Origin of the sequence: Mycobacterium asiaticum DSM 44297, assembly GCF_000613245.1 — a bacterium.
GTDB lineage: Bacteria > Actinomycetota > Actinomycetes > Mycobacteriales > Mycobacteriaceae > Mycobacterium > Mycobacterium asiaticum.
The window spans coordinates 1,220,175-1,241,019 of the sequence record NZ_HG964936.1; the positions used below are offsets into that span (position 1 = coordinate 1,220,175).

Consider the following 20,845-nt stretch of genomic DNA (forward strand, 5'->3'; position numbering starts at 1 on the left):
AGTGCTGACCGAGAGCCGACCGCAGACGCTGCACTCGGCATCGGAGTCCCCGTTCTACCGGTCGGTCGGTGACGAGGTGGAGGTGTTCCGCGCTGCCGCACGCCGGGGCTTGCCGGTGTTGTTGAAGGGTCCCACCGGATGTGGGAAAACTCGCTTCGTTGAGGCGATGGCCCACCGCCTCGGGCGCGATTTGATCACCGTTGCCGGACACGAGGACATGACGTCGGCGGACCTCGTAGGGCGGTTTCTGCTCAAGGGTGGCGAGACGGTCTGGGTGGACGGGCCGTTGACCCGTGCGGTCCGGACGGGCGCGATCTTCTATTTGGACGAGGTGGTGGAGGCGCGGCAGGACACGACCGTCGTGATCCATCCCTTGGCCGATCACCGTCGCGAGCTCCCGGTGGATCGGCTCGGCACCACACTGTCCGCGGCCCCCGGATTCCAATTGGTGATCTCCTATAACCCTGGCTATCAGAGTGTCCTGAAGAACCTCAAGGAGTCGACCCGCCAGCGCTTCATCGCGATCGAGCTGGAATTTCCTCCGGCCGAGACCGAGACCGAAGTCGTTGCCCATGAAGCCGGAATCGACCGGGAGACAGCGCGTCTGCTGGTCAACCTGGGCAACGCGATCAGAAATCTCGATGGTTCACCGCTGCGGGAAGTGGCGTCCACCCGGATGTTGATCCTGGCCGGCGGCCTCGTCGCCGAAGGTCTGAGCCTGCGCAGTGCGGTCCACGCGGCGATCGTTCAGGTCCTCTCCGACGACCGGGATGTGGTGCATGCACTCGGTGAACTCGTGGATGCCGCACTGCCGCAACCGTGACAGCCCTCGACCCCAACATCTTTCGGCTATTGGCCAGCCACGTCGCGGGCAGAGCGGTCGAGGTTGCAGAGTCACCGACCGGCCAGGCCGCGCACACGGACGGGCAGGTCATCTTTGTCTCGGCTGGCGGCGGCGTAGCGCAACAGCGCCGCGAGATGCTGTTGCAGAGTGCACTGCTGGGTGCGGGAAGTCTGGACCACAGCCTGGTCAAGTCATTGCGGACCCGTCCGTTGGTCGCGCGGCGTTATCTTGCCGTCGAAGGCCAACGGGTGATCGACCAACTCGCTCAACGTCTTCCACTCGCCGCCGGGCTGATATCGGTTGTCGGTCCACGCACGGCAACGGCGGCCGAATCGCTGCAAGTCGCGCGGGGACGAGCCGAGGTCGCCGATCCACCTCCGTGGTTCGGTGTGATCAAACCCGCGCGTCTGCTCGCGTCGGCCCCGACGTCCGGAGGTAGAGCGACCGACCAAGAACTGCAATTACAGTTCCGGCCAACCGATATGCCAGAGGTCGACGACTCTGGTGACGGGGATCGGTCGGGCTCGAGCAGGATCCTGAGATTGTTCGAGAACCCGCTTTCCGGCTCACAGGCGCTGTCGGATTACTTTCGCAAGCTGTTCGGCAGTTCGCGCTCCGCCGGGCAGGGTGCCGCTGGTGCGGAATTGCGAGCGCGGGCCGTGCGGCGGGCCGACACGGCCGGTCCCGAGGCCCGGCCATTGCCCACCCGTATCCACTTCACCGACGACGGCAGACCCGGTGCTGCAGTCGGCGTGGGCGGGGCCTGGCATCCGGAATGGGACGCGCACCGCCGGCGCTACCGGGACCATTGGTGCCGGGTCATCGCGTTCCCGCTGACGGCGGCGGCCGACGTTACGGCCGCCGGAATCACGCACGACGACGTGCTCCGTCGGCGCTTGTCCCGGATCGGCCTTGGCCCCAAGCTATTGCGCGCCCGACCCGATGGCGACGAGCTCGACGTCGAGGCGCTGACGGACCTCTTCGTGGATCTGCGCTCCGGCTATTCACCGCCCGAAAACGTGTATCTAGACCGCCGCAAGCTCGAGCGCAATCTCGGCGTCCTGATCCTGCTCGATGCTTCGGGGTCGGCCACCGACACCGATTCGGAAGGTCTGGCCGTCCACGACCACCAACGCGCGGCGGCCGCTACGCTGGCCGCGACGCTAGAAGAACTCGGGGATCGCGTGGCGGTCTACGCCTTCCGCTCCCATGGCAGGCACGCCGTTCACCTGCCGGCAATCAAGACCTTCGGACAACGATTCGGCGCTCTGGGACGAGCCCGGCTCAATCAGCTTCAGCCGTCCGGCTATACCCGGCTCGGGGCCGGGATCCGGGGTGCGGGCGAGATTCTCAAGACCGAGGCCGGCACCCCGAACAGGCTGCTCGTCGTGCTCACGGATGGTTACCCGTACGACGACGGTTACGAAGGCCGCTACGCCGAAGCCGACACCGCCACGGCACTGTCGGAGCTGCGCGGCGATGGCATCGCCTGCCTGTGTCTTTCCATCGGCCCTACTGCCGACACCCGCGCGCTGCAACGGGTTTTCGGCTCGGCCGGCTACGCCGGCGCCCCGACCCTGTCCGATCTGAGTCCGCGAATGGATGAGCTATTCCTGGGTTCGCTGCGCGAACTCGCCGCACCGAAACCGATCCGAGGGTGAAGCATGAGAGTGTTGTTGACGGGTGCGCTTGGCAATATCGGCCTTTCGACGCTCGAGGCGCTGCTGCTCGAAGGCCACGACGTGGTCGCGTTCGATCTTCCGTCACGGCGAGCCCGAAAACTGGCCTCCTCCTTCGGGCCCCGGGTGCGCTTCGTGTGGGGCGATATCACGTCTGACGAATCGGTTGGGCAAGCGTTGCAGGACGTGGATGCAGTGATCCACCTGGCGGCCATCATTCCGCCCGCCTCGGAACGATCGCCCGCGCTGGCCCAGAAGGTGAACCTCGACGCGACCCGGAACCTGATCGCGCGCATGGAAGAGTCGCTCACCGCCAAACGTCTCGTCTTCGCGTCGTCCGTTGGTGTGTGCGGCGACATCCAGGACCGTGAACCGCCGCTGCGGGTGGATATGCCGGTCTCACCGACTGACGAGTACGGCCGGCACAAGGTGGCCAGCGAGCAGGCAATCCGGCAGTCGGGGCTACAGTGGAGCATCCTGCGGCTCGCGGCTGCCTCGCCCATCCACCTGCAGAGCCAGGATCCGAGCATCATGTTCGAATTCAGTCCCGACGCGCGATTCGAGTTTCTCCATCCCGCCGACGCGGGTACGGCGTTCGCCCGCGCGGTGGGCTGTGCGGAAGCGATCGGCAAGACCTTGTACATCGCCGGCGGAAAGAATTGCCGGACCACATATTACGAATTCACCAATACGCTGATGGGTGCGATCGGAATCGGCCCCGTGCCAGCCGATGCATATGTTCAGACAACGCCGCCTCGGTTCTTCGGCGACTGGGTGGACACCGAAGAAAGTCAACGGCTGCTGCAGTACCAGTCGCGCGGCCTTGAGGACCAACTGCGGGATATGCGGCGGGAATTCGGCATGCTGGTGCCGCTGATCCGTCTCGTGCGCCCGCTGGCCACCTGGTTCGTGGTCCGGAGCTCGGCCTACCGCAAGGAGAACAGGGCGGCCGTTGGACGCGGCTAGAAAAAGCTAGATGAAGTCGGAACCGCCGTCGACGTTCACGGTCGCGCCGGTCACATACCCGTTGCGACGGGAGGCCAGATACGTTGTCACCGAAGCGATCTCCTCCGGAAGTCCGGCCCGGCCGAGGTCGCAGGGGTGATGGAAGGTCTTCTCCACCCAGCGCATGACGTCGTGCGGGTCGGACGAGTCCAGGCCGTCGACCGCCAGCGTATCCTTGAGCACCTCGGTGAAGCTGGCCGTCACGATTGTCCCGGGACATACGCAGTTCACCAGAATGCCTTCGGGGCCAAGGCTTTTGGAAAGGTTCTTGGTGACGCTGGACAGTGCGGACTTGGCCGCGGTGTAGGCCACCAGGTGCGGACTCTGCCGCTGGATGGAATGGGCGGACAGCGTCACGATGCGCGCCCAATTCGCCGCCCGCAGTTGGGGGAGGGCGGCCCGAATCGACCGCACCGCCGACATCGTGCCCAGCTCGAACGCCGCATGCCAACCCGCGTCGTCGAGATCGTCGAACGACCCGGCGCTCGGCCCGACGGTGTGGATCAGCGCATTGAGAGAAGGCCACCGGTCGGCCACCGCGCCGAAGCCGGCGATGATCGATTGCGGGTCGGACACGTCCACTTCGACCGGCAGCACCTCGGGAGCGCCGGCCGAGCGAATCTTGGCGGCGGCGGCCTCGAGTGCGGCTCGGCCGCGGGCCATAACGGCCACCGAAGCGCCCTCAGCGCCCAAGCTCTCGGCGATGGCCAGTCCCATCCCTTTACTGCCTCCCGTGACGACCGCTGTCGCACCGGCAAAACCAAGATCCATCGCCATACCTGCCTCGACCCGGGGGTGCAGCACGTCGCCGCTCCTTGCACGATAGCGGTAAGTCCGTTGAGGACCGATACGCTCGACGCATGACGGATCGTCCGAAACTCTCGCTGTACCTGCGCACTTTCAGCGACGGCCCAGAGCTGGACTGGCAAGGGACCCTTGACACCGCGCGCGCCATGGACGCAGCCGGCGTCGACCGGGTGGTGGTGTCCGACCACGTGGCGTTCGGTGAGAACCTGGCCGCCTACAGCGACCCGGCATTGGGTGGAACCGCGGGAGGACGCCAGCCGACCGGCCCGGACGGGCACTGGATGGAACCAGTCGTGCTCCTGACTGCGGTGGCCGCCACCACGCAGCGCATCCGGCTGGGTACCGGGGTGTTGCTGGCCGCGCTACGACGTCCGGTGGTGCTGGCCAAGCAACTGGCCACCTTGGATGCCCTGTCGGGCGGCCGGGTGGACCTGGGTGTGGGTATCGGCTGGCAACGCGAGGAGTACGAGGCGGCAGGTTTGGCGTTCGAGCGGCGCGGGCGCCTGCTCGACCACACCCTCGAGGTATGCGAGGCGTTGTGGACCCAACAGCGCGCGGCCTACCACTCGCCGGAATTGTCCTTCGACGGTATTCACCAGATGCCAAAACCGGTGCAGGCCGGAGGTATCCCGATCTGGGTCAGTGGAACGGTCAATCCGGCGGTGGCAAGACGACTGAGCAGGTTCGGAAAACGTTGGATTCCTTGGGGACCCGCCATCAGCGACCTCAAAGGCGCCGTGCCGGCCATGAAAAAGGCGATCGCTGACGCCGGCGGCGACCCGAGTGATCTGCAGGTGCAGGGGTCCGCGGCGCTGGCGAGATCATCCGACCGCTCGATTGACGTCGCCGCCTGCATCGACGCTGTGACACAGCTCGTGGCTGACGGAGCGACCGACATCCGGTTCAGCGGCGGGCTGCCGCGGGACCCCGCACACGCGGCCGAGGCTCTTGCTGAACTGGTCAGTGCCTTCCGGCGGGCCACCGACTGATCAGAAGCCGGCGACCAGCTTGCTGTACTGCGTGCAATAGGCGCGAACGGACACGGCGACGAAATCGTTGGCGTGGGCGGCGAAATCGGGACTGTCCTGCTGAAACTGCGCCGTTATCTGCTGGACGGTCATGCCGGCATCGAGGTTCTGGCACACCGTTTTCCCATTGTGTACGGCCACGTCGGGATTGGCGAACTCGATGCCTTTCTCGTTGAGTGCCGCGATGTAGCGGCTGTCTTGGTCGGGCGTCGAAGAGACGGTGGTGGTCGTGGTTGCCGAGGCACGGCTTGACGCGGCGGTGGTGCCGGGGGGCTGCGCGGCGTTGCTCGATTTGTTGTCGGTCGCCATCACCCAGCCGACCACCACGATCACGATCGCGAGCGCCAGGCACGTCAACAGCAGCGCGGCGGCGCGGCTCCAAGCGGTGAGCCAGCTCTGGTCGATGTCCGCAGGCGCGCCGGCGGACTGCTGGCGGTCATTGCCCTCGGCCGGCATATTCGTGACGGCCGGTACGTCGTTACCGCGCGACCACGCCAGGTTCCCCGATTCCTCCGGGTCGGACATGTGGGTCATCGTAGTCTGCGGGCGCCAGGTCAGGTCAGGCGACGGTCGCGCCAGCGGGCGAAGCGGCCGCTTGGCGCCTGGATCGCGGCCATCACCGAACTCATCGACGACGCCACCGACTTCGCGCGTTCCTGGGGCTCTGTGCTGGGTGCCGCGGGGGCGTCGCCTTCCCACCACGTCGGCTGCAACAGTGCCGATGTCACCGGGATGGCCTTGTCGACGCTGTTTCGTCCCCAGCGGCACGCGCGGTCGATCGCGGCGGCCGACGGTGCCAGGTTGATCGGCGACAGGGTCCGTTCGAATCGGACCAGATGGTCGGCGTAGGGCAGGTTTCGCAGCATCTGTAGCTGAATCGCCTGCAGGATCGGCGCCAGCCACAGGTGTCGCGAATCCCATTGTGGGTGAAAGCAATCGAACGCCAGGTAGCAGGCATTGCGGGTACCGAGCTTGCCGTCGCGGACCCGCTTCCAGGCCAGTTCGACCGGGACATTGCTGGCCGCACCGCCATCGACAAGCGCGGCAATGTCCCGCTGGGCGCACAGTTCGTCGAGCAGCGGCAGCATGCGCGGGTCGCGGGTCTCGTGGTGCAGTACGCCGGGGATCGCCGACGAGAACGATGCCGCGTCCAGGACGTCGAAGTCGAGCGCGGGATCGTCACCGGTGACGACGACCGGCTTGACCACGCGCAGGTCGATGAACGCCGACACCTGCCACATGCGCGCCGCGACCAGCGGCCCAATCCCGATGGGACGGAACGGAACTGACCGGCCCTGCAACGCCGCCAGTTCGGGACGGCGGAACCGGGAGGGCAGCGCCGCGTACGGTTGCCGGCGCACGCCGGCGATGACGACGTCGAACGGGATCGCCAGGTCCGACATCCGCAACCGTTCGCCGTCCTCGCGGCTGAGCAGCGCGTGGGCGAACTCGTCGAAGCGCAACGCGAACAACCCGGCCATGCCGTGGCGGCGGCGCAGCCGCTCCGGACCCAGAATGGCCCGATAGGACACCGTTTTGGCCCAATCGACGTACTCCTCGATGGGTACCGGCAGTTCCCGGGCCACCAGACTGCCCAGGATCGAACCGAACGACGAGCCGATCAGGTAGTCGGGTAGCTGGCCCGCCTCCAACAGGCGTTGCATGCCGCCGATATAGACGAAACCGGCGCCGCCGCCCCCGCCCAGGATCGTCACCAGCTTCTTGTAGCCGACCTCGGCGTCGAGTTCGGCGGCGCTGAAATCGTTGCGGTGGCGCTCGATTAGGACCGATCGTTGATCGTCCTGCTCGTCGCTCAGCCCCGTCAGCACCTCACGCGCCGCCGTCAGCGCCTTGACCGGATCCGATTCCTCACGCAGCGGCGCGTACAGCGCGTCGATGACCCGGGACCGCCACGGCCCGACTTCTGCGCCCACCGAGATGTCCCCGCGGCCGCGGCGGCCGCCGGGACCCGCCGCCCCGGGTTCGAAGTCGGCGAGCCGGGCGAAGTTGAGGATGTAGCGCAATCTGCGCAGTTCCTCGGAGGCCAGCACGTCCGGATGGGCCAGCTGATTGCGGACGAGCCGGTTCTCCATCTTCTGCAGCAGCACCGCCGGATCGGCGGCCGGTAGGTCGACGGTGTCCAGGGCCGCTTCGGTCGCTTCGGTTTCGAGGTCCTCGGCCTCCTCGAGCAGATCCAGCTGGGGCCTGCGGCCGCCCCAGCGGCCGCGCAGCGCGTCGGCGAACGGGAGCTGCATGCCTAACGCCCGGCCACCGGCACAGTCGGCACCGCCGCGGTGCCCGGCCAGCAGCCCAATGGGCTGATCCCCTTGTTGATCGCGGCGGTGATGCAGTTCTGCACCACCACATTGGGGTCGTTGCTGATCGAGCGGGACAGGATCTCGTTCGCCTTGGCCTGCGCCTCCGCGGTGCGCTGGGACTCGACCGCGATCGAGGTCTGGGCGCGCTGCTGGTTGAGCTGGTTGATCTTGTCCTCGGTGCCTTGGTCGTACTGGATGGTCGGCACGTTGACGTCGAAGATGTCAACCTGACCACCGACGTCCTGGCGCAGGATATCGGCGGCCCGCTTGGCCAGCGCCGGCAACGGCGACACCTCCAAGTTGCGTGGGTCGAGCGGGTTGAAGGCGGCGAACACCTCGTTCAGCGCCACCGACAGGTTGCGCTCGATCAGGTTGACTCGCACGTTGTCGAAAGTCTTGTAGCTCTGGAAGAGCTCGGGAGCGGCGTGCTGCTTGAGCTGCCAGCGGATGCTGACGTCGGCCCATGCGGTGGACTGATTGCCCAACCGCACCATGATGCGTTCATCGTGGCTGCCGTTCTTGACGTACTTGTCGATCTGGACCGCCCCGTCCATCTGGTGCGCCATTTGCCAGGGCCACTTGCCGTGGAAACCGTTGTTCAGGCTCACGCCGGTCGGCCGGCCGAAGGTGGTGAGGATCGCGATCTGGCGGGTGCCCACGATCGTGAAGCAGCCGAAGAGGAAGAACAGCACCGCGGCGGCCAGCGCGCCCAGTGCCACCCGCCTGCCGCGGGCGCGGCCCTTGTCACTGCCGGCGAACCGCCACGACACCGCCGCGACCCCGGCAACGATCAAACCCAGAACAAACAGCACGATCTGCCACGTCATCCCTGGACTCCTTTTGCTCCTGTATCGCGGGAATCCTATCGACCGGCCGCTCAACGGGGAGACCGATAAATCGCCGTCGTAACAAGCCCATTGAGATCGGGGTGCTCGGTACTAAGCTGCCGACCATGTCGATCGATCGTGCGGCGCTCATTGCCGGCAGCATCCGGCTTGCCTCCGGTATTTCCTTCCTCGTGGACCCCATCAAGGCAAACAAGCTCTGGGGCGATCCCGACGATCAGACCGCGACCGCGCAATTGCTTTTGCGCTCAATGGGTTACCGCGACGCGCTGATCGGCGGCCTGCTCGCCGTCTCGGCCCTGCGGGGCAAGAACACCCGCGGCTGGTTCCTGGCTTCCGGCGGCGCCGACGCGGCCGACCTACTGGGCGGGCTCAGCGTGCATGACCAGTTGAAGCCCGCGCAGCGTGCCATCGGGTTGGGCGGCGCCGCGGTGGGCATCGGTGTCGGACTGTGGGGCGCCGCCCGCCGCCGGCCGGCAGCGGTCGAGCCGACCGACGCCTGAGTTCGTCGCTAGGACGCGGCTAGGACCAAGGCCCGATGCCGCCGACCTTGTCGATGCGGATGCGGGTGAGAAATCCGGGCGGCGCGCCGGCCGGAGGAAAAACGTTCGGGTCCGACAGCGTCTGAGCGAGTTCCTTGAGCAGCTCGGGCGCTCCGCCCTCGACGATTCGGGCGGTGCCGTTGATGGCCAGGTAGGGGCGCATCGCCCCGCCGGGGTCTTCCGTGGACACGATCGTCACCGCCACCCGCGGATCGTTGCGCACGTTGCGCACCTTCTTGTGTTCGGCCAGATGCGCGGTGACGAGTTCGTCGCCGTCCGGCGTCGACTGCAGCGCGACCCAAACCAGGCTCACCTGGGGACTGCCGTCGGGATTGAGGGTGACCAGGGTGGCGTCGGCACCGGCACCGATGAGCTGACGCGCGGCATCGTTGAGTTTCATGCGTTCTTATACCGTCGCGGTGGCTGATTAATTCCCGTCCCGGTCACACGGTCACACCACGATTCGCAGCCGCTCCCAGCCACGGACCGTCGAGGTGGGCGCCAGCTTGAGGCTCTCATAGTCGATTTCCCACTCGGGCCACCGGTTGAGCAGCTCGTCGAGTGCCACCCTGCCTTCCAACCGGGCCAAATTCGCACCCAGGCAATAGTGCACCCCTTTGCCGAAGGTGAGGTGCGAGATGTTGTCTCGATGGATGTTGAACGTGTCAGGGTCCTTGTAACGCAACGGATCCCGGTTCGCTGCGCCGAAGAGCAGCAGCACGGCACTGCCGGCCGGCACCGTGGTGCCGTAGGCCGCGAAGTCGCGGATCGTGTAGCGCCCGACGTGCGGACCCGTCGGCTCGAAGCGCAGCGTTTCGTCGACCGCGCGCGTCAGCAGCGACCGGTCCTGCACGATTTCCCGGCGCTGATCGGGGTGCTCGGCCAGCACCTTGGCCAGCCAGCCGATCAGCCGTCCCGTCGTCTCGTTGCCCGCCCCGGCGACCACCTGCGTGTAGTGCAGCACCTCCTTGCGGGTGAGCTTGCGCGTCACTCCGTCGGCGTCCTCGAACTCGACGTTGAGCAGCGAGGTCATCAGGTCGTCGGAGGGGTTCTTGGCCCGCCAGTCGACGTACTCGGCGTAGATGCGGCCATCGGCGATGGCTTCCGGGTCGGCCACTTTCATCGGTGTGCCGGGCCGGGTGCGCAGGTTGGCGTCATTGGCGTCGCGCACGCCGATCTGCTCTTCCTCCGGGATGCCCAGCAGCATGCCGATCACGCGCATCGGCATCATCGAGGCGAGTTCGGCGATGATGTCGAATCCGTCCGAGCCGACGAGCGGATCCAGACAACGCACGCAGTAGGCGCGGATCTGATCCTCGATGGCCGCCATCCGCCGCGGGGTGAAGACGCGCGACATGACACCGCGCAGCATGGTGTGGGTCGGCGGGTCCTCGAACATCAGCACGCCGGGCGGCATCGGGAACTTGGATTGGATGAGCTCGAGAATGTCACTTCGGCTGTTGGAGAACGTCTCCCAGTCGGAGAGCGCCTTTTCCACATCAGCGTGCCGGGAGATCGCCCAGAAGTTGTAGCGCTCGTTGAAATAGAGCGGGGCCTCGTCGCGCAGCCGGGCATAGGTGGGGTAGGGGTCGGCGGTGATCTTGACGTCGTAGGGATCGTAGTAGACGTCTGTCTCGGGGGCGATGGTCATGCGGGGACGTTTCCTTACTTCAGGCAGCTGCCCGCGTCCACGGGAAGCGTGACTCCGGTGATGTAGCGCGCCTCGTCGGAGGCCAGGAACAACACGGCGTTGCTGATGTCTTCGGCGTTCACCCAGGGGATCGGCAACGTGTGGAAGGTCTGACAGATCGGTGCCAGGTCGTCTGGTCCGGGATTCTCCAGGTCAGGGCGGAACAGCCGAAAAGTCATGTCGTTGATCAACAGTGGTGTGTTCACGTGGGTGGGGTGCACGGAGTTGACCCGGATGTTTTTGGGGCCCAGCTCGACGGCGAACGACCGCATCAAACCCACCACGCCGTGCTTGGCGGCGTTGTAGTGCCCCGTATGGGTGTAGGCCTTCAGCCCGGCCACCGAGCTGGTCAGCACGATGGAACCGCCACCACCCGAAAGCAGATGGGGGACAGCGGTTTTCACCGTCTTCCACACCCCGCTCAAGTTGACGTCGATCATCTCCTGCCACAGGTCTTCGTCCATCCGGTCCAGGCGTGGAGCGATGGTGCCGATGCCGGCATTGGCCACGACGATGTCGAGCCGGCCGAGTTGCTCGACGCCGCTGTCGACCGCAGCCTTGAGCGCCTCGTAGTCACGGACGTCGACCTCGGCGGTGACCACGCGGCGATCCAGACCCTTGACGAGGTCGGCGGTCTCGGCAAGGTCTTCGGGCGAGGCCGCCGGCGCGGGGGAGTTGTCGAAGCCCCGGCAGATATCGACGGCGATGATGTCGGCGCCCTCTTGCGCCAGTCGCACCGCATGACTGCGGCCCTGCCCGCGCGCCGCGCCCGTGACGAATGCGACCTTGCCTGCAACCCGGCCTGCCATGGCCCTCCTCATTGAGTAACCTCGTTACAGAAGGTACGGTAACCGGGTTACTCGACGAGGGCAAGGGGTTCGTCACGTGGTCGGCACCGAAGCGACGATCGGCGATCAGGATCGCCGCGTCGGTGACCCCATCCTCGATGTCGTGGTGGGCATTCTAGAGTCCGACGGCTACGACGCTGTGCAGTTGCGTGAGGTGGCCAAGCGCTCACGGACGTCGTTGGCCACCATCTACAAGCGCTTTCCAACCCGGGACACGCTGATTCTCGCCGCGTTGGAGAGCTGGATGGACGCGAACCGGTACGCCGGTTTGGCAACACAGACACACGATCCCGACGAATCCGTCTACGACGGCCTCATGCGCGTTTTCCGCACCATTTTCGAGCCGTGGGAACGTCACCCGGACATGCTTCGCGCTTACTTCCGGGCGCGGTCGGCTCCCGGAGGCCAGCGGCTGGTCGACCGTGGCCTCGACGTTGTCATCCCGGCCACCATGGCGGTGCTGCGCGACGCCGACGCCGACCTGGTAGAGGATCTGCCGCCGATCGTGTCGAATCTCGCCTATGGCCTGGTGGCGCGGTTCGCCGCCGGCGAGATCGCCATCACCGAGATCCTGCCGACCCTGCAGCGCGCGCTGTTCCGGTTGACGGTCAACGTGGGGAAAGAATGACCACCGGGATCTCGCGTTCGGTCCAGCTTTGATACTTGGCGAAGTCGGCGTAGAGGTCGACCAAGCGCGGCCACATCTCGGCGCGCTCATCGGGTGTGGCGACGCGGGCCGAGACCTCGATATTGCGTCGGCCTTTCACGTGGATCCGGGTGTCTGGGTTGGCGACCAGGTTGTGGTACCACTGCGGGTTCTTGGGCATACCGCCTTGCGACGCGACGATGACGAAGTCGTCGCCGTTGGCGAGATACAGCAGCGGCGTGGTGAATTCGCGGCCCGACTTACGACCCCGATGTTCGAGCAGCAGCGTGGGCACGGGCTTGCGGAGGCCGGCGCCGATGCGCCATTTGTTGCCGATGCGCCCATTGGTGAGCTTGAAGACCGCAACGTGCCCCTTGGACGCGTACTTCATGACTTTGGCGGTCACCGGGGATGTCAGCCCCGATGGCGCGTCGTCGGGCAGCGAGAATTTCGGCATCGTGTCGGCGCCTACCCCGTCAGGATGCTTTGGCGAACCTACGCACCAGATCGTTCTCGCCGAATGTGCTCGCATAGTCCTGTCCCCGGTCGTCGCGACCAAAGAACGTCCAGCGCTTGCGGCCCGATTGGGGGCCGCTGATCATTTTCACGATGTAGCGGGAATGCTCGGCGTCCACCGTACCGATGGCGTCACCTACCCGAATCTCCGACGGATGGATCTCGGGAGCGTCCCGCCAGTCCTGTATGGCCATGCCACCTATCCTCGCTCATGTTGCGGGTTCGCGCGCCGAACCGGCATTAATTCCACAGTACGCATAGTGCGATGCCATCGAGCCACGACCACCTCGCCGTTCCGGCCGGGTGACCGGTGGCGTAGCTTTGCCGGTGAGCCGTTTGGTTGTCAGCGGTGGGAAGGAACGATCCTGATGAGCCCCACCCGTCCGACCGCGCCGTGACCTATCCGCTGGTGGCCCGCCGACGGGCCGCCCCCATCCGACTCAGCCTGGCATCTGACCTGGGTCAGGACATAGACGGTGCGTGGTGGCCGCGCACCGATCGGATCGGTGGTGAGCTTCCGGACCTGGTACTGGCGCTCAGCAACCGGCTGGGCGAGATCACCGGGATCGACGTCAACTGGCCGTCGCTGCAGCGCCCACCCGATCTGAACTGGCGAGGGTGGCAGCTCAAGCATCAGCACGTCATCAGCGCCAAGAGCTGCGACGCGTGCGCGAACGTGCTGATCATTCCTTATGCCACCAACAGCACGCTGGCGACGATGATGTTGCGGCGCGCGGCCAATCTGCCGATCGATCCCGCGTATTGCGACACGACGTCCTTCCACACGGCCGGCTCTATTCTTTATGCCGCCAAGCAGCAATTCGCGTCGAGTCGCGCGGAGGAGTAAGGGATGGATTTCGGTGTTCTGACGTTCATCACTGACGAGAGCATCGGGCCGGCGGAACTGGGACGAGCCCTCGAGGAGCGCGGGTTCGAGTCACTGTTCGTGGCCGAACACACTCATATCCCAGTCAATCACGACAGCCCCTACCCCGGTGGCGGTGAGATGCCGAGGAAGTACTACCGGCCGCTGGATCCCTTTGTGGCGTTGACCGCGGCGGCGGTGGCCACCCAGCGGCTGGTGCTGGGCACCGGGATCGCGCTGGTTCCCGAACGCGATCCCATTATCACGGCCAAAGAGGTCGCGTCGCTGGATCTGGTGTCCCACGGTCGTTTCCGCTTTGGAGTGGGGGTGGGTTGGCTGCGCGAGGAAGTCGCCAACCACGGTGTCGATCCCGCGGTGCGTGGCCGTGTGGCCGAGGAGCGGTTGCTCGCCATGATCGAGATCTGGACCAAGGAGCAAGCCGAATTCCACGGCGAGCACGTCGATTTCGATCCGATTTATTGCTGGCCCAAGCCAGTCACCAAGCCGTATCCGCCCCTGTATGTCGGTGGCGGTCCGGCCAGTTTCAAGCGGATCGCCCGCCTGCGAGCCGGCTGGATCGCGATCTGCCCGTCCCCTGAGTTGTTGTCGTGGCCACTCGACGAGTTGCGCAAGACGGCCGGCGCCGATGTCCCGGTGACGGTGTGTCAGTGGGGCGAGGCGAGCACCGATGTCCTGGCCGGTTATGTGCCGCTGGGCGTCGAGCGTCTCCTGGTGGAGTTGCCGAGCGAGCCACGCGATGAGACGCTGCGCAGGCTCGACGAGCTGGCGGCCCAGCTGGCGCCGCTGGCCTGACGCGTGCGGGCTAACCGAAGCGCCCGAACACCCGCTGCAGCACCCCTTGCGACTTACCCTCGGGCGGTTGCCGGGTGGCGTAGGGCCACGGCCGGTTGCGTTCGGGCACCGACGACGCCCGGGCCTGCTTGAGCTGCATCCGCAAATACGTTCGCAATTCCTGCAGTTCGGGGTCGGACCACCTGTTGTCCGCCTCGACGGGATCAGTGGTGAGGTCATACAGTTCCCACTGGTCGTCGATGGGATCGGTGCGGTAGGCCTCGCCACCGATGCCGTTCGCGGCCAGATGCCGCACGCCGGGCTCCGTCCAGGTTGCCGGGTCGTCGAACGTGCGCACCAGCTTCCACAGGTGGCCGGCGCCGCCATCGCTCTCGTCGACGCGCACCACCAGTCCCTCAAAGTTGGAGGCTACGTGTGCCGGTAGCTTGATACGAAGCGGCGCAGGAGGATTCACGTCACGGCCGAGTTGGCGCGACAACGCCGAGGCCCCGGTGTCACCCTCGAGTACGTTGTCGCGAGTCATCAGATACACGGCGCGGGTCTCGTCGGCGGGGGCACCGTCCACCACTGTCATCAGGTCGCGCCCGGGAAGCGGATGCACCTCGGAGAACGACTCGGCGAGGTCGGCAGCCGCGGCCTCTACGTCGATGCCGGCGGCACTGAGCAGGGTCGGCACCAGATCGACATGCGAAGTCGGCGCGGTCACGGCGCGTGCCTGGGTGGCCTGCCGGCCGATGCGGGCAATGACGAACGGCACCCGGGTGGCCTCGTCGTACATGTTGAACCACTTTTGGTGCAGGCCGCCGTGTGCCCCGAGCAGCTCACCGTGGTCGGAGGTGCGCACCAGGACAGCGTTGTCCGATCCGCCTTCGGTGACGGCGCGCCGCACCCGGTCGATCGGAGTATCGACTTCGGCGTGTAAGCGGTAGTACAGGTCTCGATAGCGCTGCGCGTTCCGCTTGTAGGTGCGGCTGATCGCCGGTGTCGGACCGTATCCCGAGTAATAGGCCTCGCGGAAGGCGATCTGCGCGGCGGGTTTCGTGGACAGGTCCTCTTCGGCGGTGGGGGCCGGCGGCACCGGCGGCGGGTCGAGCGGCGACGGCTGCACCGGGCTGCGCCGCACCCAGGCCGGGAACAGCACGATGTCGTGCGGGTTGACGAAGCTGGCCACCAGCAGGAACGGGCGCATCGCGGCGGCGTCCCCGGCGCGGCGCCGCGCGTAGCGGTCCTCGAGCCACGCCACCACGCGGTCGGCGATCAGCGGGTCGCGTCGGTAGCCGCTGTTGGCGTTCCCGGCGCCATGAGGTTCGGGGCCCACCCAGCCGGAGAAGCCGTACGGCCCAAGGCGGTCGGCGTCGAGATAGCGCTGCACCGCCGCCGGGTCGACGACACCGTCGTCGTCGTTGGTGGCCAGTGCGCCACCCGTTGCCGGATCCTCGAGATCGGCGTGCGAGATGTGCCACTTGCCGTCGTAATGGGTGTCGTACCCGGCCACTCGGAACCAGTTGCCCAGCGTGGGTACCTCCCCGGCGCGCAGCCAGCGCAACCGGGAGTCGTCGTAGCGCTTGCCGATGCCGTCGGTCTGAGTGACGCCGTGCAGGTCGGGGTAGTGGCCGGTGAAGATGGTGGGCCGGCTTGGCACGCAGGCCAGCGAACCGGTGTAGTGCCGGGTGAATCTCACGCCGTGTTCGTCGAACCACCGGCGGCCGGGGAGGGCCTGCTGCCGCCAGGCGAGGACATCGGCCGATTCGTAGGGCGGCACCGCACGCTCCTCGTCGGTCATCAGGATGACGATGTCGGGGCGGTCAGACATGCGTGGTCTCCAATCGATGAGCGAGTCCGGCCAGCAGCGCGTCGGATTGCCTGGCTACAAAGCGCAGTAGCACCCGCTCGGCCAGGCGGGCCGGCGGGCGGTTGCCGATCTTGAGCGTGCTGGTCAGCGTCACCAGGGTTGCCGCTCCCGCGGGTTGCAGCGTCCAGCGATTGGCAATTTTCCCGAGCCGGGTCGGTAACCCCTCGATGTCGTAGGCCAGCGTGGTGGGCGGCTCGAATTCGGTGATGATTTCCACCAGCACGTTGCCCCCCATCTGCACGCGTCTTATGGTGCCGACCGGCAGGCCGTCGGGACCGGCGCGCAACACGCATGAATGGTCGACGCTGTCCATCCAGGAACAGAGGCCGCCGAAGTCGGCCAGAATGTCCCAGATTGCTTGCTGTGGGGCCGTCACCGTCCGACTGCGGGTGATGTTTGCCACCCGGTCATCCAACCACCTTCGGCGACCCCATCGAGGCCGATTCAGGACATTCGTCATACAGTTTGTATTGTCAACTATTTCTATTGGTAAGATACGGCATGCCCTTGCATCTACCAGCCGACTTGAACGCCCGTTACCAGCGCTTTGTGGCCCGCGTCCGTGCCGAAAACGAGTTGTGGCTGCTGGTCGACCCCGACCTACGTGGCGCATGGGTGGAGTCGAATGACTACGTGGCGCACGATGGTGAACCGGTCGTCGTGCACCTGATCTTCTCGGCCGCAGCCTATGCGCGACGGCATGCCACCGGGCCGTGGGAGGACATGACGCCCGTGTCGATGGATCTCGCTACGTTCACCAGCGGACCACTACTCCAGATGCATGAGGCCGGTCACCTGCTGGGGCCGGACTTCAATGCGGATCTGGCGGGGGTCGAGGTGGAACCGCTGGATCTGGCCGGTGCCCTGGTCGCTTGACCTGCCGCTACGGTTAGTGACGACACGCTCGACACGACCGGAATGCAGAGGCGGCCGACCACGCAATGTATGACCACGCCAACTACGACGCGACGGATCCCGCCGACATCGGCTCGCGCCTCGATCCGGTCCTGGCCCGAAGCTGGCTGCTGGTCAACGGCGCCCATGCCGATCGGTTCGAGGCCGCGGCCCGCTCCCGTGCCGACATCGTCGTCTTGGACATTGAGGACGCGGTGGCGCCGAAAGACAAAGTCAGCGCCCGCGACAACGTCGTGCGGTGGCTGTCCGCCGATAACAACGACTGGGTGCGAATCAACGGCTTCGGGACGCCGTGGTGGGCCGAGGACCTCGCGAAGCTGGCCGACACCCCGGTGGGCGGGGTCATGTTGGCGATGGTCGAATCGGTGGACCACGTCACCGAGACCGCCAAGCGGTTACCCAACGTGCCGATCGTGGCGCTCGTCGAAACCGCCCGCGGGCTGGAGCGCATCACCGAGATCGCGGCGGCCAAGGGCACCTTCCGGCTGGCGTTCGGTATCGGCGACTTCCGCCGCGACACCGGATTCGGTGAAGACCCGACCACGTTGGCATATGCGCGGTCCCGGTTCACCATCGCCGCCAAGGCCGCGGGACTGGCCAGTGCCATCGACGGGCCGACCATCGGTTCGAACCCGCTGAAGCTCATCGAGGCGACGGCGGTGTCCGTCGAGTTCGGCATGACTGGCAAGATCTGCCTTTCCCCGGACCAGTGCGCGGTGGTCAACGAGGGCCTGTCGCCGTCCCAGGAAGAAATCGGTTGGGCCAAAGAGTTTTTCGCCGAGTTCGAGCGTGACGGGGGAGAGATCCGCAACGGGTCGGACCTGCCGCGCATCGCCCGCGCCACCAAGATCCTGGATCTGGCTCGCTCGTACGGCATCGAGGCCTCGGAGTTCGAAGACGAGCAGGTGCACTCGCCGGCTCCGTCGGACACCTACCACTACTGATAAACCCGGCGTAACGTCTTCTCCGCAGCAGTGTCGTCGAGGAGGCGGACGATGAAGCCCAGGGCAGCTTTCGTAGGTTCACTCGCCGGACCGATAGTGATGATGTGCTCTGTGGCTCAAGCGGATCCGATGACTCTGCAGGACCACAACTACACCAAGTGGCTCTCCGAGTCGGGCGTGAACTATCAGGGTCGGGTGAGCACTCAGTGGATGATCGACCAGGCGCACACCACCTGCTCGATGCTTGATCAGGACCCGACGCCCTCGACCTACCAGTCGACGATCGGCCGACTCGTCGGCGGACCCGGCAACTTCAGCCAGCAAGAAGCCAAATTGACGGTGTACTCGGCGATTCAGACTTATTGCCACGACCACATCAATTTGGTCTTTGGGTGAATTAGACTGCGGTGGAATGAGTTCGGAGTCTGAAGTTCGGGTGGCTCGGATCTACGACGAGCCGGATCCCGGTGAGGGCCAGCGGGTGCTGGTCGATCGCATCTGGCCACGGGGCATCCGTAAAGACGATCCACGAGTTGGTATTTGGTGCAAGGACGTCGCGCCGTCGAAGGAGCTGCGGGAGTGGTACCACCACCAACCGGAGCTGTTCGAGGAGTTCGCGACGCGTTACGAGGCGGAGCTGGCCGGCAGTACGGCGCTGGATGAACTGCGTGACATGGCCAATCGTGGGTCGGTCACTTTGGTCACTTCGACCCGTCAGGTCGACATCAGTCACGCGGCCGTGCTGGCGAAGCTGCTCCGGCGTCGCTGACTTCCCTATTCAGTAATCGTATTCGGCGAGCGGTGTTTCGGTGGTGCGTTGCGACCCGTCGAGTGATATTGCGGCCGGGACCATTTCGCTGGTAACCAATCCGTGGTGGGCGGTCAGCTCGTCGACAACGGTGAAGCTGCGGGCGATGGCCTGTGGTGTGTCGACGATGATGGTGGCCAGCGGTACCTTGCGGGTGAGCTGAAAGAGCTTGTCTCCGTGCGGTTCATGGTCGCCGTGGAAACCCCAGATGCCGCGCAGCACGGTGGCGCCGCGAGCCGTCTGAGATTGCATCAGCCGGTGCACGATCGCGCGGTGGATCGGTTGGGTCTCGTCGCGACCGACCTCGGCGGTGTGCACCATCAGCTTCTGCCACAGCGTGCGGCCCTCGCGGTCGGTCGCAGGCAATTCCTGGGGGCGGGCGAACAGCTCGCCGTCACGTTTGCACAGCCGCACCCGTTCGACGGTCAGCAACGGGTTGGGCAGCAATCGGGCCAGTTCGGTGGCCGCGGCCGAGACCTGCGCAGGCAACCCTACGGCGATGATCATTTGCGGGACATTGACGTTGCGGCCGAAGAAGCGGGCCCGTTGGCGCCGACCGTATGCGGTGCCGTCGACCCCGAGAAGCACTGTGGCGCCGGCGAATGAGTGTTGATGCAACAGTTCGCAGATGGCGTAATGGGCGGCTTTACCGTCGACTCGCACCTGGCGGCCGACATAGATGGTCAGCTTGGCGGCGTCTCCGGTCCTGCTGTCGATTTCGCTGAGGGCGTCGGTGCCGCTGTCGCCGGTGATCAATCGCGCTCGTTCCAGTGTCATCATCCCGCGACCGGTCATCGCTGCGACCTCGTCGACGAGGGGACGGATCTTTGATTCGACGTCGACCGCCGCGATAGTGACCGGTGGGTCTTCGGAGAGGCTCAGCGATTGATCGGTGCGCAGATCGCCTTTGGGGCCGAAGCTGGCGATGCCCCGCAGCATCACACTGGTGGCCACCCCGCGGGCACCGAAGAGGTCCAGCATCCCATCGGCCAGAAAACGCCTGGGTTCGCCGACGGCGCGCTGCCGCTCGCCGAAGTATGCGGTCAGCTTCAGGCTCTGTTCGCTCATATCAGCCCCGCGACTCGTTGGCCCACTACCGCCGCCGCCAGCCCGAGGACGACGCTGACTGCGATATTGGCGAACGCCGCGAGCAACTGCCGTTCCTCGCTGAGGCGCTGGGTTTCCAGCATCCAGGTCGAGAAGGTCGTGTACGCGCCGACGAATGCGGTGCCGGCCAGCAAGGCCACGTCCTTCGGCAGACTCAAGCTGGTGAGGAAGCCGAGCAGGGCGGCGCCGGTGATGTTGACCGTCAGCGTGCCGAATGGAAAGCCGCGGCCGACCCGGCGGGCGACGGACCGGTCCACCAGAAACCGCGCAACCGACCCGACGCCGCCGATGACCATGACGCCCAGCCAGACCAGAACGGTCGTCATCGGATGCGCACCCGGCGAACCAGGGCGGTGGCCAGGTAGACCGCGAGCAGGCCGAGCACGATGCTGACGAGCGTGTAGCTGGCGGCCAGCACCCAGTGGCCGTGCTCGATCATCCTGACCGTCTCGACCTGCATGGTGGAGAAAGTGGTCAGCCCGCCGCACAATCCGGTGCCCAGCAGGGGACGGCGGTAACTGGACAGTGGCAGTCGTTCCAGCAGCCGGGTGGTGAAGTACCCGACCAAAAAGGCACCCACGATGTTGACGACGAACGTAGGCCAGGGCCAACGTGCCGGATCGGGAACAGCGAGGGTGGCCAGGCCGGCCCTGGCCAACGAGCCCAGCGCGCCGCCGGCGAAAATTGCTGCAAGCTCTCGATAGTCGGGCCGCGCCACTGGTGTTTACCTCTCGTGTGCCAACCGTGCGCCTAGCAGCCTAAGACCGGGTCGG

General features: G+C 66.0%; 26 protein-coding genes. 12 read left to right on the top strand and 14 right to left on the bottom strand.

Annotation, left to right across the window (positions count from 1 at the left end; all coding sequences use genetic code 11):
* Nucleotide 1 precedes the first annotated feature (1 nt).
* From BN972_RS05860 to BN972_RS05870, 3 genes are read left to right on the top strand one after another with little or no spacing between them, the layout of a single operon-like run.
* Nucleotides 2-823, top strand: a complete 822-nt coding sequence (locus tag BN972_RS05860) for a CbbQ/NirQ/NorQ/GpvN family protein (RefSeq protein WP_036353955.1) — start codon at nt 2-4, stop codon at nt 821-823.
* Nucleotides 820-2,505: a nitric oxide reductase activation protein NorD gene (locus BN972_RS05865; RefSeq protein WP_036353965.1), complete on the top strand. Its 1,686-nt coding sequence runs from the start codon at nt 820-822 to the stop codon at nt 2,503-2,505. The genes BN972_RS05860 and BN972_RS05865 overlap by 4 nt, the downstream gene beginning before the upstream one ends.
* Nucleotides 2,506-2,508: 3 nt before the next feature.
* A complete protein-coding gene (locus BN972_RS05870) occupies nt 2,509-3,489 on the top strand; it encodes an NAD-dependent epimerase/dehydratase family protein (RefSeq protein WP_065154722.1) in 981 nt (326 codons plus the stop codon).
* A gap of 6 nt (nt 3,490-3,495) precedes the next feature.
* Here BN972_RS05870 and BN972_RS05875 read toward each other — a convergent pair whose 3' ends face one another.
* Entirely contained in the window at nt 3,496-4,299 is an 804-nt protein-coding gene (locus BN972_RS05875; protein ID WP_036356671.1) for an SDR family NAD(P)-dependent oxidoreductase, read from the bottom strand.
* Between the two features lie 89 nt (nt 4,300-4,388).
* On the opposite strand from BN972_RS05875, the gene BN972_RS05880 reads away from it, so the two are divergent.
* Nucleotides 4,389-5,324 (top strand): TIGR03619 family F420-dependent LLM class oxidoreductase, encoded by a 936-nt coding sequence (locus tag BN972_RS05880; protein WP_036353968.1) that lies wholly within the window; start codon nt 4,389-4,391, stop codon nt 5,322-5,324.
* Here the strand turns inward: BN972_RS05880 and BN972_RS27585 are convergent, their stop codons facing one another.
* The 3 genes from BN972_RS27585 to BN972_RS05895 all read right to left on the bottom strand — a co-directional run bounded on the left by BN972_RS27585 (nt 5,325) and on the right by BN972_RS05895 (nt 8,508).
* Entirely contained in the window at nt 5,325-5,819 is a 495-nt protein-coding gene (locus tag BN972_RS27585) for a DUF732 domain-containing protein (RefSeq protein WP_158497690.1), read from the bottom strand. It abuts the gene before it with no gap.
* Between the two features lie 98 nt (nt 5,820-5,917).
* Complete coding sequence (locus BN972_RS05890; RefSeq protein WP_036353971.1) at nt 5,918-7,618, bottom strand: patatin-like phospholipase family protein; 1,701 nt, start codon at nt 7,616-7,618, stop codon at nt 5,918-5,920.
* 2 nt (nt 7,619-7,620) lie between these two features.
* A complete protein-coding gene (locus BN972_RS05895; protein WP_036353973.1) occupies nt 7,621-8,508 on the bottom strand; it encodes an SPFH domain-containing protein in 888 nt (295 codons plus the stop codon).
* 125 nt (nt 8,509-8,633) lie between these two features.
* On the opposite strand from BN972_RS05895, the gene BN972_RS05900 reads away from it, so the two are divergent.
* On the top strand, nt 8,634-9,029 hold the full coding sequence (locus BN972_RS05900; protein ID WP_036356676.1) for a DUF4267 domain-containing protein: 396 nt from the start codon (nt 8,634-8,636) through the stop codon (nt 9,027-9,029).
* A gap of 19 nt (nt 9,030-9,048) precedes the next feature.
* Here BN972_RS05900 and BN972_RS05905 read toward each other — a convergent pair whose 3' ends face one another.
* From BN972_RS05905 to BN972_RS05915, 3 genes are read right to left on the bottom strand one after another with little or no spacing between them, the layout of a single operon-like run.
* A complete protein-coding gene (locus tag BN972_RS05905; protein WP_036353975.1) occupies nt 9,049-9,468 on the bottom strand; it encodes a PPOX class F420-dependent oxidoreductase in 420 nt (139 codons plus the stop codon).
* A 51-nt stretch (nt 9,469-9,519) separates the two neighbouring features.
* On the bottom strand, nt 9,520-10,719 hold the full coding sequence (locus BN972_RS05910; RefSeq protein WP_036353979.1) for a cytochrome P450: 1,200 nt from the start codon (nt 10,717-10,719) through the stop codon (nt 9,520-9,522).
* A gap of 14 nt (nt 10,720-10,733) precedes the next feature.
* Nucleotides 10,734-11,567, bottom strand: coding sequence for a mycofactocin-coupled SDR family oxidoreductase (locus BN972_RS05915; protein ID WP_036353982.1), 834 nt, complete (start codon nt 11,565-11,567; stop codon nt 10,734-10,736).
* 76 nt (nt 11,568-11,643) lie between these two features.
* Here BN972_RS05915 and BN972_RS05920 point away from each other — a divergent pair, with 76 nt between their 5' ends.
* Nucleotides 11,644-12,234 carry a TetR family transcriptional regulator gene (locus BN972_RS05920; RefSeq protein ID WP_235192372.1) on the top strand — a complete coding sequence of 197 codons (591 nt, stop codon included), beginning with the start codon at nt 11,644-11,646 and terminating at the stop codon, nt 12,232-12,234.
* Here the strand turns inward: BN972_RS05920 and BN972_RS05925 are convergent.
* On the bottom strand, nt 12,215-12,709 hold the full coding sequence (locus tag BN972_RS05925; RefSeq protein ID WP_036353985.1) for a nitroreductase family deazaflavin-dependent oxidoreductase: 495 nt from the start codon (nt 12,707-12,709) through the stop codon (nt 12,215-12,217). The two genes, BN972_RS05920 and BN972_RS05925, sit on opposite strands and share 20 nt — an antisense overlap.
* Before the next feature lie 19 nt (nt 12,710-12,728).
* Entirely contained in the window at nt 12,729-12,962 is a 234-nt protein-coding gene (locus tag BN972_RS05930) for a hypothetical protein (protein WP_036353988.1), read from the bottom strand.
* A 200-nt stretch (nt 12,963-13,162) separates the two neighbouring features.
* Here BN972_RS05930 and BN972_RS05935 point away from each other — a divergent pair, with 200 nt between their 5' ends.
* Both BN972_RS05935 and BN972_RS05940 read left to right on the top strand, forming a co-directional pair.
* On the top strand, nt 13,163-13,615 hold the full coding sequence (locus tag BN972_RS05935) for a DUF5994 family protein (protein WP_172831187.1): 453 nt from the start codon (nt 13,163-13,165) through the stop codon (nt 13,613-13,615).
* A gap of 3 nt (nt 13,616-13,618) precedes the next feature.
* Entirely contained in the window at nt 13,619-14,446 is an 828-nt protein-coding gene (locus BN972_RS05940; protein ID WP_036353991.1) for an LLM class F420-dependent oxidoreductase, read from the top strand.
* Nucleotides 14,447-14,456: 10 nt separating this feature from the next.
* On the opposite strand, the gene BN972_RS05945 is transcribed toward BN972_RS05940, so the two are convergent.
* Nucleotides 14,457-16,259, bottom strand: a complete 1,803-nt coding sequence (locus BN972_RS05945; RefSeq protein ID WP_036353994.1) for a sulfatase-like hydrolase/transferase — start codon at nt 16,257-16,259, stop codon at nt 14,457-14,459.
* On the bottom strand, nt 16,252-16,758 hold the full coding sequence (locus BN972_RS05950) for an SRPBCC family protein (protein WP_080696703.1): 507 nt from the start codon (nt 16,756-16,758) through the stop codon (nt 16,252-16,254). The genes BN972_RS05945 and BN972_RS05950 overlap by 8 nt, the downstream gene beginning before the upstream one ends.
* 41 nt (nt 16,759-16,799) lie before the next feature.
* Between BN972_RS05950 and BN972_RS05955 the strand changes: the two genes are divergently transcribed.
* From BN972_RS05955 to BN972_RS05970, 4 genes are all read left to right on the top strand, one after another.
* Entirely contained in the window at nt 16,800-17,174 is a 375-nt protein-coding gene (locus BN972_RS05955) for a DUF2750 domain-containing protein (protein WP_036353997.1), read from the top strand.
* 65 nt (nt 17,175-17,239) lie between these two features.
* Nucleotides 17,240-18,157, top strand: coding sequence for an HpcH/HpaI aldolase/citrate lyase family protein (locus BN972_RS05960; RefSeq protein ID WP_036354000.1), 918 nt, complete (start codon nt 17,240-17,242; stop codon nt 18,155-18,157).
* 129 nt (nt 18,158-18,286) lie between these two features.
* Entirely contained in the window at nt 18,287-18,553 is a 267-nt protein-coding gene (locus BN972_RS05965; RefSeq protein ID WP_036354003.1) for a DUF732 domain-containing protein, read from the top strand.
* A gap of 16 nt (nt 18,554-18,569) precedes the next feature.
* A complete protein-coding gene (locus tag BN972_RS05970; RefSeq protein WP_036354005.1) occupies nt 18,570-18,926 on the top strand; it encodes a DUF488 domain-containing protein in 357 nt (118 codons plus the stop codon).
* Between the two features lie 9 nt (nt 18,927-18,935).
* On the opposite strand, the gene BN972_RS05975 is transcribed toward BN972_RS05970, so the two are convergent.
* From BN972_RS05975 to crcB (BN972_RS05985), 3 genes are read right to left on the bottom strand one after another with little or no spacing between them, the layout of a single operon-like run.
* Nucleotides 18,936-20,033, bottom strand: coding sequence for a DUF190 domain-containing protein (locus BN972_RS05975; protein WP_036354007.1), 1,098 nt, complete (start codon nt 20,031-20,033; stop codon nt 18,936-18,938).
* Nucleotides 20,030-20,398 carry a fluoride efflux transporter CrcB gene (gene crcB / locus BN972_RS05980; RefSeq protein ID WP_036354009.1) on the bottom strand — a complete coding sequence of 123 codons (369 nt, stop codon included), beginning with the start codon at nt 20,396-20,398 and terminating at the stop codon, nt 20,030-20,032. The genes BN972_RS05975 and crcB (BN972_RS05980) overlap by 4 nt, the downstream gene beginning before the upstream one ends.
* Complete coding sequence (gene crcB, locus BN972_RS05985) at nt 20,395-20,790, bottom strand: fluoride efflux transporter CrcB (protein ID WP_036354011.1); 396 nt, start codon at nt 20,788-20,790, stop codon at nt 20,395-20,397. The genes crcB (BN972_RS05980) and crcB (BN972_RS05985) overlap by 4 nt, the downstream gene beginning before the upstream one ends.
* Nucleotides 20,791-20,845 lie beyond the last annotated feature (55 nt).

What these genes read in the sequence shown, in the direction of transcription:
- BN972_RS05945 (WP_036353994.1), bottom strand. Translation starts at nt 16,259, where the DNA reads ATGTCTGACCGCCCCGACATCGTCATCCTGATGACCGACGAGGAGCGT.
- BN972_RS05970 (WP_036354005.1), top strand. Translation starts at nt 18,570, where the DNA reads ATGAGTTCGGAGTCTGAAGTTCGGGTGGCTCGGATCTACGACGAGCCG.
- BN972_RS27585 (WP_158497690.1), bottom strand. Translation starts at nt 5,819, where the DNA reads ATGCCGGCCGAGGGCAATGACCGCCAGCAGTCCGCCGGCGCGCCTGCG.
- crcB (WP_036354009.1), bottom strand. Translation starts at nt 20,398, where the DNA reads ATGACGACCGTTCTGGTCTGGCTGGGCGTCATGGTCATCGGCGGCGTC.
- BN972_RS05870 (WP_065154722.1), top strand. Translation starts at nt 2,509, where the DNA reads ATGAGAGTGTTGTTGACGGGTGCGCTTGGCAATATCGGCCTTTCGACG.
- BN972_RS05925 (WP_036353985.1), bottom strand. Translation starts at nt 12,709, where the DNA reads ATGCCGAAATTCTCGCTGCCCGACGACGCGCCATCGGGGCTGACATCC.
- BN972_RS05950 (WP_080696703.1), bottom strand. Translation starts at nt 16,758, where the DNA reads ATGACGAATGTCCTGAATCGGCCTCGATGGGGTCGCCGAAGGTGGTTG.
- BN972_RS05975 (WP_036354007.1), bottom strand. Translation starts at nt 20,033, where the DNA reads ATGAGCGAACAGAGCCTGAAGCTGACCGCATACTTCGGCGAGCGGCAG.
- BN972_RS05955 (WP_036353997.1), top strand. Translation starts at nt 16,800, where the DNA reads ATGCCCTTGCATCTACCAGCCGACTTGAACGCCCGTTACCAGCGCTTT.
- BN972_RS05890 (WP_036353971.1), bottom strand. Translation starts at nt 7,618, where the DNA reads ATGCAGCTCCCGTTCGCCGACGCGCTGCGCGGCCGCTGGGGCGGCCGC.
- BN972_RS05940 (WP_036353991.1), top strand. Translation starts at nt 13,619, where the DNA reads ATGGATTTCGGTGTTCTGACGTTCATCACTGACGAGAGCATCGGGCCG.
- BN972_RS05930 (WP_036353988.1), bottom strand. Translation starts at nt 12,962, where the DNA reads ATGGCCATACAGGACTGGCGGGACGCTCCCGAGATCCATCCGTCGGAG.
- BN972_RS05875 (WP_036356671.1), bottom strand. Translation starts at nt 4,299, where the DNA reads ATGGATCTTGGTTTTGCCGGTGCGACAGCGGTCGTCACGGGAGGCAGT.
- BN972_RS05965 (WP_036354003.1), top strand. Translation starts at nt 18,287, where the DNA reads ATGACTCTGCAGGACCACAACTACACCAAGTGGCTCTCCGAGTCGGGC.
- BN972_RS05895 (WP_036353973.1), bottom strand. Translation starts at nt 8,508, where the DNA reads ATGACGTGGCAGATCGTGCTGTTTGTTCTGGGTTTGATCGTTGCCGGG.
- BN972_RS05910 (WP_036353979.1), bottom strand. Translation starts at nt 10,719, where the DNA reads ATGACCATCGCCCCCGAGACAGACGTCTACTACGATCCCTACGACGTC.
- BN972_RS05880 (WP_036353968.1), top strand. Translation starts at nt 4,389, where the DNA reads ATGACGGATCGTCCGAAACTCTCGCTGTACCTGCGCACTTTCAGCGAC.
- BN972_RS05905 (WP_036353975.1), bottom strand. Translation starts at nt 9,468, where the DNA reads ATGAAACTCAACGATGCCGCGCGTCAGCTCATCGGTGCCGGTGCCGAC.
- BN972_RS05915 (WP_036353982.1), bottom strand. Translation starts at nt 11,567, where the DNA reads ATGGCAGGCCGGGTTGCAGGCAAGGTCGCATTCGTCACGGGCGCGGCG.
- BN972_RS05900 (WP_036356676.1), top strand. Translation starts at nt 8,634, where the DNA reads ATGTCGATCGATCGTGCGGCGCTCATTGCCGGCAGCATCCGGCTTGCC.
- BN972_RS05960 (WP_036354000.1), top strand. Translation starts at nt 17,240, where the DNA reads ATGTATGACCACGCCAACTACGACGCGACGGATCCCGCCGACATCGGC.